Annotated in this window: 15 protein-coding genes; 7 read left to right on the forward strand and 8 right to left on the reverse strand. The window is 36.4% G+C overall.

Annotated features, from left to right (window positions below):
* Positions 1-90: 90 nt before the first annotated feature.
* From ACY45D_RS08830 to ACY45D_RS08855, 6 genes are all read right to left on the reverse strand, one after another.
* The gene (locus tag ACY45D_RS08830) at positions 91-714 is read right to left on the reverse strand and encodes a hypothetical protein (RefSeq protein WP_463109467.1); all 624 of its coding nucleotides are present in this window, start codon (positions 712-714) and stop codon (positions 91-93) included.
* A 205-nt stretch (positions 715-919) separates the two neighbouring features.
* Positions 920-1,453 (reverse strand): DUF2058 domain-containing protein, encoded by a 534-nt coding sequence (locus tag ACY45D_RS08835; protein WP_463109348.1) that lies wholly within the window; start codon positions 1,451-1,453, stop codon positions 920-922.
* 15 nt (positions 1,454-1,468) lie between these two features.
* A complete protein-coding gene (locus ACY45D_RS08840) occupies positions 1,469-2,143 on the reverse strand; it encodes a YoaK family protein (protein WP_463109349.1) in 675 nt (224 codons plus the stop codon).
* 34 nt (positions 2,144-2,177) lie between these two features.
* Positions 2,178-3,374, reverse strand: a complete 1,197-nt coding sequence (sstT, locus tag ACY45D_RS08845; RefSeq protein ID WP_463109350.1) for a serine/threonine transporter SstT — start codon at positions 3,372-3,374, stop codon at positions 2,178-2,180.
* Positions 3,375-3,552: 178 nt separating this feature from the next.
* A complete protein-coding gene (locus tag ACY45D_RS08850; protein WP_463109351.1) occupies positions 3,553-5,286 on the reverse strand; it encodes a SulP family inorganic anion transporter in 1,734 nt (577 codons plus the stop codon).
* Positions 5,287-5,399: 113 nt separating this feature from the next.
* A complete protein-coding gene (locus ACY45D_RS08855) occupies positions 5,400-5,711 on the reverse strand; it encodes an ArsR/SmtB family transcription factor (RefSeq protein WP_463109352.1) in 312 nt (103 codons plus the stop codon).
* Between the two features lie 437 nt (positions 5,712-6,148).
* Here ACY45D_RS08855 and ACY45D_RS08860 point away from each other — a divergent pair, with 437 nt between their 5' ends.
* From ACY45D_RS08860 to ACY45D_RS08890, 7 genes are all read left to right on the forward strand, one after another.
* A complete protein-coding gene (locus ACY45D_RS08860) occupies positions 6,149-7,288 on the forward strand; it encodes a serine hydrolase domain-containing protein (RefSeq protein ID WP_463109353.1) in 1,140 nt (379 codons plus the stop codon).
* A 145-nt stretch (positions 7,289-7,433) separates the two neighbouring features.
* On the forward strand, positions 7,434-7,700 hold the full coding sequence (locus tag ACY45D_RS08865) for a hypothetical protein (RefSeq protein WP_463109354.1): 267 nt from the start codon (positions 7,434-7,436) through the stop codon (positions 7,698-7,700).
* Between the two features lie 6 nt (positions 7,701-7,706).
* Positions 7,707-8,453: a zeta toxin gene (locus tag ACY45D_RS08870; RefSeq protein ID WP_463109355.1), complete on the forward strand. Its 747-nt coding sequence runs from the start codon at positions 7,707-7,709 to the stop codon at positions 8,451-8,453.
* A 313-nt stretch (positions 8,454-8,766) separates the two neighbouring features.
* Positions 8,767-9,186, forward strand: coding sequence for a YeeE/YedE family protein (locus ACY45D_RS08875; protein ID WP_463109356.1), 420 nt, complete (start codon positions 8,767-8,769; stop codon positions 9,184-9,186).
* Complete coding sequence (locus ACY45D_RS08880; protein ID WP_463109357.1) at positions 9,186-9,596, forward strand: DUF6691 family protein; 411 nt, start codon at positions 9,186-9,188, stop codon at positions 9,594-9,596. The genes ACY45D_RS08875 and ACY45D_RS08880 overlap by 1 nt, the downstream gene beginning before the upstream one ends.
* Positions 9,597-9,599: 3 nt before the next feature.
* Complete coding sequence (locus tag ACY45D_RS08885) at positions 9,600-10,478, forward strand: MBL fold metallo-hydrolase (RefSeq protein WP_463109358.1); 879 nt, start codon at positions 9,600-9,602, stop codon at positions 10,476-10,478.
* A 510-nt stretch (positions 10,479-10,988) separates the two neighbouring features.
* The gene (locus tag ACY45D_RS08890; RefSeq protein WP_463109359.1) at positions 10,989-12,044 is read left to right on the forward strand and encodes a 3-deoxy-7-phosphoheptulonate synthase; all 1,056 of its coding nucleotides are present in this window, start codon (positions 10,989-10,991) and stop codon (positions 12,042-12,044) included.
* A gap of 82 nt (positions 12,045-12,126) precedes the next feature.
* Here ACY45D_RS08890 and gcvH read toward each other — a convergent pair whose 3' ends face one another.
* Both gcvH and ACY45D_RS08900 read right to left on the reverse strand, forming a co-directional pair.
* On the reverse strand, positions 12,127-12,501 hold the full coding sequence (gcvH, locus tag ACY45D_RS08895) for a glycine cleavage system protein GcvH (protein ID WP_463109360.1): 375 nt from the start codon (positions 12,499-12,501) through the stop codon (positions 12,127-12,129).
* Positions 12,502-12,609: 108 nt separating this feature from the next.
* Positions 12,610-13,641 (reverse strand): helix-turn-helix transcriptional regulator, encoded by a 1,032-nt coding sequence (locus tag ACY45D_RS08900; protein WP_463109361.1) that lies wholly within the window; start codon positions 13,639-13,641, stop codon positions 12,610-12,612.
* Between the last annotated feature and the right edge of the window lie 60 nt (positions 13,642-13,701).

Raw genomic sequence — 13,701 nt, forward strand, 5'->3', positions numbered from 1 at the left:
TCTGTAAAGCCTCGAAAGAGGCTTTACTCATTTTTATTCTATGAAAAATGAACCCATCCTAATAAATATTGAGGTATATGTTTGAGTTTCTTATTTTTTAGGTTGTAATAAAACAGGATCTTCAATGTTATAGCCTGTTTCAAAAGGGATGCCTAAATATTGAATCACAATTAGCATCTTATTCTGTTTAGGGACAATAAAATTCTGAGTAATTTTTAATTTGTTATCATAATTTACAGCGATTTGATTCCTACTTTGATGTGAAGGACTCGTGACTTTATATGTAGTTTTATACTCAGAAATTTTTTCAGAAGGATCATGCCAAGAGGGAATTTGTGTTTTGCTCTGATTCAGAATTTGTATTTTTGTAGTCTTTGCATTACCCACGATTAGGGGCGTTAAACGTTTCCGAATTTTAGTTAAATCTTTTTCAAACTGAACACCGTCTTGGTCATAATCAACTTTTTGCGTCTTTGGATTGATGTATAAAGACCGAACCTCTATCAGCTTTTCAGGTGTTTTACTGTTGAATTGGTAATAATACAATTGTGGCAAACGACCACGACCATCTTCATAATGTCTTAAAAGATAAAGTTTTTGCTCTTTAGTCGAATAACCCAATACTTCAATATGTTGTCCACCTCCCACAGTCGCATAACAGTGTAATGACGTTGTAAGGATAGTGCTTGCGATAAAGTATTTTAAGATTTGCATAGCAGTGTCATTCATTTATTGTCATGATTTATTTTGCATTTTTTTGCTGTGGAATTAATATGAGTTTTGTATTTATTCGTTTTGTGTTGAAAAGCAAACTAGATTGTAAATATTTAAGCATATTGCACAGTATTTTATTTCTTGAAAAATAAAAAACCTAGTGAGTTTAAGTCACTAGGTTTAGGGATATTTCAATAATGATGAATTACCACATTAAATCATCTGGAATAACATAAGCAGCGTAAGGATCTTCTTCATCTGTGATTTGTTCATTTTTCTCTGAATTATTCACAATAATAAAACCTGTCATTTTGTCGTTTATACGATCGGCCAATGCTTTGGGTAAAATAGCGTAACCGTCAGCATCGTTAGCAACCACTAAACTTCCAGAAACCAAGGCATTATAAACTTGCTGATTGATATAGATCTTTTTAATTGAACCATCAATAAATTGATAAACAGATTCACCATCTGTATCTCTGATTTTATGCTGCGAGATCATTTGAATAATGGATGCTTTTAGCGCTTTTTCATCCAATATTTTTTTCTTTTCTAAGTCCAATGCTTGGTCTTTTGATAGTTTTTCTTGCTTATCTTGTTCAATCTTTGCTTTGATTTCAGCTTCATCGCTTTGTCCAGTACGCTGCTCGTGCTGTGCTTGCTTAGACAGTTTCTTTGCTTTTTTATTATCAACTAAGCCAGCTTTAAGCAACTGCGCTTGTAGTGCATTTTTAACCATAATAATAACCAACCATTAACTGTGTATTGTGCGATACCGAAAATAAACAAACCAGTACACTAAACTTAAAATTAGGCTTAATCCCGCAGGAATAAGAAATGCATTCAATTGTAAATAAGGATGTAACACACTGGCAATGATTCCACCGATAAAAAAACCTAAAAGAATCAATAAATGTAAGGTAATACGGCGTTTTTCAGCATTTAACCCACGAAATAAATAGCCCAGTGCCAAACCTAAATCGGTCAATACACCTGATAAATGCGTAGTGCGAATGATCGTGCCTTTATAATGACTCACCATCGCATTCTGTACACCCATTGCAGCACTTGCCCACAATAGTGCATATTTTGGGTATAGCGGAATAAACAGCCAACAGAGTAGGATAAAGAATGCAACAAGGCTAAGTGGGATGCCGTATCTACGACCGAGTTGAAAATGACTATTGCCTAAAATAAACCCACTATAACTTGAGCCAAGCACATAACAGCAAATTACCAAGAACAGATAAATAATCGTATCTGTTTGATGCAGAATAATGGCTTGTGCCAATAAACTGGTATTGCCCGTCATATGGGAAATCGATTGGTGCAAAACAGTGATTAAACCGAGAACATTAATCATGCCTGCATTGACTGCAAGCATGAAAGCAGCGAATTGGATCCAAATTGGTAGGCGCTGTAACGGCATAAACCCTTCTTTTTATTCATACACCTGTTATGTATTACTTTTTAGAAAGATCTACTGCTGCTGTAAATAAGACATCAGTAGAAGAGTTCAAAGCAGTTTCCGTCGAATCTTGTAAAACACTGATCACCATACCAATAGCAACCACTTGCATTGCAATTTCTGAAGGAATACCAAATAAACCACAAGCAACAGGAATCAGCAATAATGATCCTCCAGCTACACCTGATGCGCCGCATGCGGTAACAACAGATACAATTGAAAGAATAATCATCGTAACCATATCGACCTGAATACCCAGTGTATTTACAGCTGCTAGCGTGAGTACAGTAATCGTTACTGCTGCACCCGCCATGTTGATGGTTGCACCCAATGGAATCGCGACATTTGCAGTGGTATCTGATACGCCTAGACGTTTTGCAAGATCAAGATTAACGGGGATGTTTGCTGCAGAACTACGTGTAAAGAATGCAGTAATACCACTTTCTCTTAAGCATTTTAAAACCAAAGGATATGGATTTTTACGCATCACAATAGCAACGATGAGCGGGTTAATCACAAGCGCCACAAAAATCATCGTGCCGACAAGAACTGCAATCAGTTGCGCATAGTTTTTAAGTGTTTCTAAGCCAGCTTGTGCAAAAGTTGCAACAACTAAACCGAAAATACCGACTGGTGCAAAGGCAATGACGATACGGATAATTGAGTCGATTGCACCTGCAACATCAACAATCATTTGTTTGGTGGTGTCAGAAGCATGACGCAGAGCAGCACCTAAACCCACAGCCCAAGCAAGAATACCAATAAAATTGGCTTGATCTAATGCTGAAATTGGATTAGAGATAAAACTCAATAAAAGGTTTTTTAGTACTTCTGCAACACTACCCGGGGGTTGCAACGCTGCATCGGATGCATGGGTAAAGATTAAAGTACTTGGAAAAGCCATACTTGCGACCATAGCACTCAGTGCTGCCAAAAGCATCCCAATTGCGTATAGCCCAAGAATAGGTTTGAGGTTTCCAGCACCGTGACCGACTTTAAAATTGGCAATTGATGCCGTAACCAAGACAAAAACAAGAATAGGTGCGACAGACTTCAATGCCTTAATGAACAATTCACCTAAAATATTAAAATATTCAGCAGAACTTGGAAAAAGATAGGCAACTAAAAAGCCCAAAATAATTGCTATGAGAATACGACTAACTAAACTTAAACGTGCTAGGGCAGCGAACATATGCGAACCTTAAATGCCTAAACTGGCCTAAAATCAATAAACAAGCTGAGTATTCTATACCGAAACAGGATCACATAAAAAATACAATTTTCAGATAAAAAATAAGATATTAAAAAATATACAAGTTTTTCTAAAATTAAGAGTAAAAAATACTTTTAAATCAATCTATTTAACCTTTTTAAATGTGATAAAAACTTTGCGCATCTAATTTATGCATGGCTTGATAATGTGTTAAAAAAACCTTGCCACTCAGCGCATTGATTAAATTGGACTGTTTAAGACGGTCCATGACAGGGCCTTTGACTTCAGATAAATGCAATTGGATCTTGAGTTTATCCAATTCACGATTAATTTCTTCTAAGGTTTCCAAAGCACTCAGATCAATATTGCTAATACTTGAACAATTGATCACCACATGATGCAAATCTGGATGCTTACTCACTTCAGAAATCACGAATTCTTTAAGGGTATTGGCATTTAAAAACGTTAGATTTTCATCAATACGAATAGACACAATATTGGCACTGGTTAAAACATCATGCCGAGAAATATTTCTAAAATGCTGTGTGCCTTCAACTAAGCCAATCACAGCGATATGTGGTCGGCTAATACGCCATAGCAACAATAAAAAAGTAGAAACAATACCAATAATTAAACCTGTCGAAATATCAATACACAACACACCGAAAAAAGTCACCCACATTGCGATACCATCCGCTTTTGAATAGCGCCATGTTTCAACAAAGGGTTTAAAGTCGACCAATTTCCAAATCGAAACCATGATGGTTGCAGCGAGGATCGCCAGCGGCAATTCTTTGAATACCCCTGTAAAATACAGACTGACAATCACAATAAAGATCGAAGATAAAACACCTGCCATAGGTGTTTTAGCACCTGCATCGGTGTTGACAACTGTCCGAGACAGACTGCCTGTTACTGGAAATGCGGCACTGATTCCTGCGCTAATATTCGCTACACCGAGTGCAATCAGTTCCTGATTACTATTCAGCTCACTACGCTGTTGAAAAGCAGTTGCTTGGGCAATTGAAATTGATTCAACAAAACTGACCATGGTGATCATGGCTGCGCCGGGTAGAAGCTTTAAAACGAAGTCCCAACTCCAAAACGGCATGGTTAATGGTGGGAATCCTGAAGGTATTTCTCCAACCGTTTTAATACCCAATTGATCGATATGAAAGAATTGCACCAAACCAATCGAAATAAAAACCAACAATAAAGGCAGTGCTTTAATCCAAAATTGCATGGCATTTGAAAATGATTTGAAAATCTGTGCGTTGAGTAATTTGGGAGTATAGATTAAAAATAAAATCGACCCGATGCCAAAGATAACCGTTGCCATATTCATCAATGCTAAGTATTGCCATGTACTTTGGAAAAACTCGATGATATCGCCTGATTTTAACGGCACATCCAGTATAAATTTAACTTGGCTGAGGGCGATTAATAATGCAGAAGCAATAATAAAACTTTTAATAACAGGGTGGCTGATGAGGCGAATTAGAAATCCAAATCTAAAAATACCCAATAACGTTGAAAGTATGCCGACCATCAATGCCAATAAACACGCTGCTTGAATATACACAGGAGAACCAACTTCATATAAAGGTTCCAATGTTGCAAAAGTCATCATGGAAATTAGAGCGACAGGACCTATAGACAGTGTTGGGCTTCCACCAATCAAGGCATACACGATCATGGGTAAGATACTGGCATATAAACCCATGACAGGCGGTAAGCCTGCAACCATTGCATAAGCCATGCCTTGCGGTACAAGCATTGCAATCACGATCAGTGCTGCAAGCAAATCTGCTCTAAATTTTGATGAACTATAGTCTTGCAGCCATAGCCATGCAGGGAGAATTTTACTCAGTTGTAGCTTGGGAGTAGACATTACTTTTTCGTTATCACATTTTCATATATATTATGCATAAAAAATGCTAAGAAAGCAGTTAAAATTACCCTTTAGATAGCTAAGATTTTGTTATTAAAAATAATTTAATAAAACTAAGCTTTGGGGCAATACAGGTTGTATAAGGTATTTAAAACAATATGTAGTTTCTCATCCTTAATCGAGTAATAAATTTGCTTACCATCACGTCGTGTTAAAACCACATCACTTTTACGGAGCATCATCAGTTGTTGAGAGAGTGTAGGCTGATTAATTTGAGTCTTTTCTTCAATTTGTGAAACATTCAGTTCTTCCTGAGCGAGATGGCACAAAATGAGTAAACGATCTGTATTGGCTAAAGATTTTAAAATGGTGACCACAGATGATGCAGATTCCCGCATAACATCAATTTCAAGATCATTAGACATATCGACTTTCCATGATTGTTTAAGCAAGTATAACCGCAGCATTATATACTGTATGTTTTTAAATGAGATAAATCCAATTTCAAATCAGCAAGGCTCAAGAGGAGTGTTGCTTAAATAAAAGAGAGAATAGTAATAGGAGAGATCAGTCTCAAATGTTCATCAGGATCGTCTAGTGTGAAAGTCGGCTTTCTGATTGAGTTTAAGCTTTTCGACTTTTAATAGTATGTAAAATAGCCTCTACCGTTTCTGCCACTTTTATAGGTTGTCTTTTAGCAACTTTGTTCGTCTTTAGATGTTAAAAAGTAACAAGGATTGATAAGTTCAGAATATTTTTGCTTAATGTGATTGTTAAGAAAAAATTGGCCTACAATTGAGTTGGTCTATAATGTAATTACTTTTTATGTAAATTTTTATCAAAATTAGAATGAGCATCTATAATGAAAATAATTTCTATTATTTTAGCATTGTTGTTAATGGCTGTTCTTTATTTTAAATATCAAATAGACCATATAGCTGATCGTAAAAACCTTGAAGCCTCAATAGATATTGAGGTTGAAAAAGCAATGCGTGGTGGGCAATTTCAAAGTATTGTCGTTGGGGTCTATAAAAATAAACGGACTTTGATCAAAGGATATGGAGCAGTGACTAAAGGAAGCCAGCTTTCTCCTGATGCGACAACCATATTTCAAATAGGTTCTATCAGTAAGCTTTTCACTGCATCATTATTACAGACACTTTGTGATCAAGGTACTGTATCCATGGATGATACATTGGAGGAACTGATAGGAGATCAAATACCACTTTCATCAGATGCAAAAAATGTCACGTTAAAGCAGCTCGTTACACATACTTCAGGCTTTCCCAGTATTCCAAAACCATTAGAAAAAAAAGTGCAACAACAAGTGGATAAAGAAGATCTACTCTTAGATCCTTATAGCCATCTTCATACAAAAGATATATTTGGCTATCTTGCAACAACAGAAGATAAGCGCAAATCAGGTCAATTTGAATATTCAAATTATGGTATGGGTTTATTAGGTCATGTACTTGAATTAGTGACTGGTAAAGATTATGAGTCTTTAGTCAAAGAGATGGTTTTAACACCGATTGGAATGGATGCAACGGTCATCACCCCTACATATCAAACACAGGAAAAGTTAGCCCAAGGTTATACGTCTCAAGGAAATATTACACCTGTATGGACATTTCCAGCTCTTGCAGGTGCAGGTGGTTTCTATTCTAATGCAAATGATATGTTGAAATTTATTCAGGCCAATCTAGAAGAAACAGGGCCTAGTTCTAAAGTATTTGAAAAAATGCGTAAAACTCAAGCCAATGGCAATGCAGGAATAGGTTGGATGCAACCCACATTTATAGATCGTTTCTTTGGCAATCGTAATACGGTATGGCACAACGGTATGGTTGGAGGGTACGCCACTTATCTTTCTATAGATGCTGAAACAAATACAGGTGTTATTGTATTAACAAATCAAGCGAGCAGTACAGATATGTTGGGAATGATGCTCACTCGCCAAGTACGTACTCAATCTTGGTCACCTGATAAATATCCCAAGTAATCATATAAACTAGTTTTACTTATTCAGTAAAAGTTGGTGAGATTTAGGATAATTAGGATAAATTGAACGTTGCTACAAAATAGACAAAAATATGGATTGTGATAAGATGAACTCAACATCTAAGCATTAGATGCTGGAGCAAAATATGAGCACTTCAACAACCATGACTGTGATGAAAACGACATTACGTGAAGAAGCGACCGTTCCTAAATTGGCCCTTCAGTCTTTTTCCGATGCGTTTGAACAAGCGATCCACTCTGAACAGCAAGTTGTTTATGTAGAAGATTTTAAGTTGATTGCTGTGCAACGAGGGCAGAAAGTCATTATTAAAGATTTATCCAAAGCTTATGTTGTTCCGCAACTTAAACGTAGCGTGTTAAAACGTAAAAATAAACAAGAGGTGATGGCATAAGCATCTATGCGTCAACCTAGAATTCGTATGTTTGCAGGGCCGAATGGTTCTGGTAAAAGTACCATTAAAGATTATTTAGCGCCTCATCAAATTGGGGCTTATTTAAATGCAGATGAATTAGAAAAAGATTTAAAGCATTCACACATTTTAAGATTAGAAAATTATCATCCCGATTTAAATGTAAACACGCTAATTCAATTTTTAAAACAGAAAAAACGAAAGCAAGAAAATGATTTTATTCCATTATTATCAATTGACCCGCAAATTTTAAGTGATGGCTCTCTTTATTTTGAACAGCAAGAAATCGATTCCTATTTGTGCGCTCGAATTATTGATTTTATAAGAATGGAGTTTTTAAGGTTAAAAATCAGCTTTACTTTTGAAACGGTGATGTCACATATTAGCAAGGTCTATTTTCTAAAAGAAGCGCAGAAACAAGGATTTAAAACCTATTTGTATTATGTTGCAACGGTAGACCCTGAAATTAATATAGGCCGAGTACATTATCGCGTACATGTCGGTGGGCATGCTGTGCCTGAGCAAAAAATTCGTGAACGTTATTATCGTAGTTTAGATTTGCTCATGTCTGCGATAGAAGCCTCAGATCGTGCCTATATTTTTGATAATTCGAGTCATGGTGAAAAAGCAGCCTTTATTGCCGAGATAGAAAAAGCAGAAGTATTAAAGCTCAACCCAGCTGTAGAATATTTTCCAAAATGGTTTGTCGATAAAGTATTGGAAGAGTTTAGCTAATTTTTATGACTTAAATCTGCTGTTTGAATAACAACTTAAATAAAGACATAAATCAAAGAATAAATAAATGCATAAAATTGAACTATGAATAAAACATTTAAAATCATTGTTTTATTATGATATTAATCGATGATCAGCGATTTGTGACGCCAGTTAAAAAATGGAAAAAAGTGATGATTCAATGCATTAGGTATTGGCCCATCTAATAATTGCCACTTTTATCTCTATGAAATATTCAAAAAAAATTGAAAATGAGTTGATTAGTTTATTAATAGATATATTATAAAAACATATATTGTTTGAATTTTGAAACATGCATGATTATTTATTGGCTTTCTTAGGTGGAATTCTACTCGGACTGTCTGTTGTCGGGTATCTATTCGTTAATGGGCGTATTGCAGGAGTGAGTGGCTTAATCACTCAGATATTGAATCCACAAACGATGTTTAAAACACCTGCAATATGGTTTTTATTGGGTCTATTGATCACCCCAATTTTCTATGGATGGATTTTTAAACCAGACATTGCCATGGTGGTTACGAGTCCAATACTTTTAATTTTTTCTGGTTTATTGGTTGGATTTGGCACAAGTTTAGGCTCAGGTTGTACCAGTGGGCATGGGATTTGTGGAATCAGTCGTTTATCTAAGCGCTCTATTGTGGCTACGAGTATTTTTATGTTGGCTGGGTTTATGACGGTTTATGTTATTCGTCACTGGATAGGCGTTAAATGATGAAAAATATTTTAGCTTTTATTTTTGGTGGATTATTTTCAATAGGACTTATGCTTTCAGGTATGTCAAATCCAGTCAAAGTCATTGGTTTTTTAGACTTATTTGGAGATTGGGATCCCAGCTTAGCATTTGTAATGCTCGGTGCGATTGCTGTGGCATTTTTCCCTTTTCAAAAAGCTATACGCAAACCTGTGACGGTTTTTAATGAAACGATTCAGCTTCCTAAAAAAACTCAATTGGATCAAAACTTGGTTTTGGGTGCGTTTATTTTTGGCGTGGGTTGGGGAATCGCAGGGATTTGTCCTGCACCTGCTTTGACACTGATTGGTTTGGGCTACGCACAAGCGCTGTATTTTATTGTCGCCATGTTAATTGGTATATTGATTCAGCGTCGGGTCGCAGGAGCATAAGCAATGATTCGTCCAGTAGTACAAGATTTTTTTGATGAATCGAGCCATACCTTTAGTTATGTGGTTAGCGACCCTCAGACCCAGTGTTGTGCAATTATCGACAGCGTTTTGGATTATGATGCAGTGTCAGCAACGACATCGACTCATCATGCAGATCAAATCATTGATTACATTCAAAAAAAGCATTTAACAGTACAGTGGATCCTTGAAACGCATGTTCATGCAGACCACTTAACGGCGTCACAATATTTAAAAGAGCAGTTAGGTGGACAAATTGCAATGAGTGAAAAAATTGCGATCGTTCAAGAGATTTTTTCGCATATTTATAATATTGATCTTAAATCGCTCAATGCTCATCAACCGTTTGATTATCTATTTAAAGACCATGAAGTTTTTAAAATAGGGGAATTAGAAGCGTATAACATTCCTACACCTGGACATACACCCGCATGCTTGAGTTATGTGATTGGTGATGCAATATTTGTTGGAGATACGTTGTTTATGCCAGATTATGGAACAGCTCGCTGTGATTTTCCTAAAGGAAGTGCATCTCAACTTTATGATTCTGTGCAACAAATTTTTAAATTACCTGAAAATATGCGAATGTATTTGTGCCATGACTATTTACCCCAATTGGCCAACGCTAGGCAAAACTACATGTGTCAAACAGATATAAAAACACAGCGTATGCAAAATATTCATATCCATATAGGTGTTCATAAACAAGCGTTTATTGCAATGCGAGAACAACGTGATGCAACATTATCAATGCCCAAACTGATTTTAGCTGCCATTCAAATTAATATGGCAGGTGGAAAATTTCCAGTGCCAGAAGTGAATGGGATCCGCTATTTAAAATTGCCTTTTAACTATTTTAAATAACTGTTTTTTAAAAATATTGAATGAGAATGGTTAGGCTTAAATGCTAATGATTCGTTGAATTGAATATTTTCCAACAAAATTGCTTAAATTTAAACATCAACAATTTTCGTCAATCCATCAAAAACATGAAAAAACGCTTGTAAAGTCAGTGAACAGAGAGTATTGTAAATTTAATACAGATTTTACGAACGACATGAAGATGTTAAAGCAACCATTAATCGCTACTTCTTATTATTTTTGGCAATTCTTTAGATAATTGCCTGAAGTCGTTCGGGCAATGAATTAGTTGCCCATCAAAGTTAATACCTGATCGGCAACACCGATCAGGTTTTTTTATACCTTTTACTTTATAAACTTTTTAGATTTGAGAAATTTGGAGAACATCATGATGACATTCAATAACGTATATTTTAGCAACTTTTATTGGACTTATTTTGGTCAGCCACGTTCGAATAGATCACATACGCTCAAATAAAAGTAAGGACTGTCGAGAGTCCAAAGGAATACATCATGAATGCTTTAAATATCGCTTTACAACAAAATCAAAGCCAAGAAACTGAACTGAGTTTGCCAAATGATTTGAAAAGAAAATTTTCATTAAGTCATCGTTTGGCGATACAAATTGCAGAACAACGCCAAACCATACAAAATATACTCAATGGCTCAGATCCTCGTTTATTGGTTATTGCTGGGCCATGTTCAATTCATGATGAAAAAGCAGCGCTCGAGTACGCAGAAAAATTAAAACAAATTCAAAGTAAAATTTCAGATCAAATATTTTTAGTGATGCGTGCTTATATTGAAAAGCCACGTACTACAATTGGTTGGAAAGGTTTTTTATATGATCCAAATCTTGATGGTTCATCCAATATTCAATTGGGCTTAGAAAAATCACGTCAACTTTATTTAAACATTATCGAAATGGGCCTGCCGATTGCCAGTGAAATTTTAAGCCCAATGGCTACAGCTTATTTTGATGATTTATTGGCTTGGGGTGCAATTGGCGCACGTACTAGCGAATCTCAGATTCATCGTGAAATTTCAAGTCATATGCCTTTCAGCATCGGCTTTAAAAATGGTACAGATGGCTCAATTCAAATTGCAATGGATGCTATTCAGTCTGCAAGCCATACGCATCAATTTTTGGCAATGAGTCAAAAAGGTACGCCATGTATTTTGCAAAGTCAGGGGAATCCTTTACCCCATTTAATTTTACGTGGTGCAAACCATGGTCATAATTATGACGCTGAATCCATTCAGCACATTCGTGACCAATACCAAGGTCATTTACCTGCTTTAGTGATTGATTGTAGTCATGGCAATAGTGCTAAAGATCCACTCAAACAGCCTTTGGTGCTACAACAGATTATTGCAGAAAGACACATGACACAGGTCCGTGGTGTGATGTTAGAAAGTCATTTACTGGATGGGAATCAAAAGATTTCAAGTGATATGACTTATGGTCAGTCGGTGACAGATGGATGTTTAGGATGGGAAAAAACCGAACATTTGTTGTTGAATGTTGCTGAACAATTATCTGCTAAACCGTTATTACGCACAGCCTAGCTTGAAAATTGCGCACAAAAAAGATCAGATGAGTCTGATCTTTTTTAATGTTTTTAAATCACTGTTAATGTTGAATAACAGATTATAAGCCTGCTTCGTATTCAGTATTGCTGAGCAATTTTTCAACATCTGCAATATTGTCAGCTTTGATTTTATAAATCCAACCTTTGCCATACGGGTCATCATTTACAAAATCAGGGTCATCTTCTAAAGCAGTATTGATTTCAACCACTTCACCTGAAACTGGTGCATGAATGTCGGATGCAGTTTTAACAGATTCAACCACACCTGCTTGAACACCTGCAGTTACATGGCTGCCAACCTCTGGCATTTCCACATAAACTAAATCACCTAATGCATCTTGGGCATGATCTGAAATACCAGTAATCACAAGATCACCTTCAATTTTTACCCATTCATGTGTATTTGCATACTTCAAATCTGAAGGATGATTCATAATGACTCCTTAATATGACAATTTGTTTTTGTTAAGCGTTATACAGGTTTTTCAGTTAAAACAAAAAGCAGAGATACTGATAACCTTATTCATCCAAGCAAATAATGCTTATAAATACGGATCTTTACGCCAACTGCTTGGGCTACGACCACTCCAACGCTTGAAAGCGCGGCTGAAGTTCGCAACATCGCTATAACCCAATTCATCTGCGATTTGTTCAAGCGTATAATCTGTTCTTGAGAGTAGCGATGTCGCATGCCGATAGCGAACTTCATCCACCAATGTTGAAAACGAAGTCCCTTCAGCTGCCAACTGTCTTTTTAGGGTTCGATCTGACATATGTAGTCGGTCAGCAACATTTTCAATACTTAAATAATGCTGTTCTGAATGGGTCAAAATATCACGGACACGCATCGCTAAACGACGTCTTTCACCCAACGCAGAAAGTTCTGCTTCACATTGGTTAATCGCGATTTGACTGGCAATAGGGTCTGCATTGACCATTTTCAAACATAAATACGCTTTGTCAAAACTCGCAATGAGGTGAGGTTGGTCAAAACTCATATTGTAGCGAGAAGCCAATTTAACGATATATTTATCAAAACCTTCTGGTTTTGGAAAATCAAAATCGATATCTCCATGTAACTCATCTATACCCGTTAAAGCCTTTGCCATAGTCATGATGCCAAAGGTTAAGCCCATAACGATTTCTGTACGTAGAGGCTCTATGTCGATATCACACTGCAATTGTAGTGTGGCTTTTTCACCAAAAGTAGAGAAATACAATTGTAAAAAGGGCATGCGTAACTGAATAAATCGGTTTGCGAGTACCAAAGCATCGGTAATATCATGCGCCGTCATGATGGCATAACCAATAAACCCATGAATCGAAATACGCATTTGCGTACCTAAGTGATAACCAAGGGTCGTTTCACCAGTCAATTTTAATGCATGTTTAACCAATTCATTGGCAATAGGCGTTGGAATCCTGCACTCAGGTTCTGCCAATTGTTCACTGGTAAAATTAAAAGGTGCAAAAAGTGTTTCTGCGCTATAACCCCAACGAGAAACAATATCTAATAATAATAGTCCATATACACCAGGAATTCCCTGATCTTGGCGACCTGAGACTGTCTTCATTTGCTATCCGTTGCTCTCAACATGTGCTTCACTTCATTGAATTATATTGTCATGGAATAT

The organism is Acinetobacter sp. BZX-2 (genome assembly GCF_055179795.1).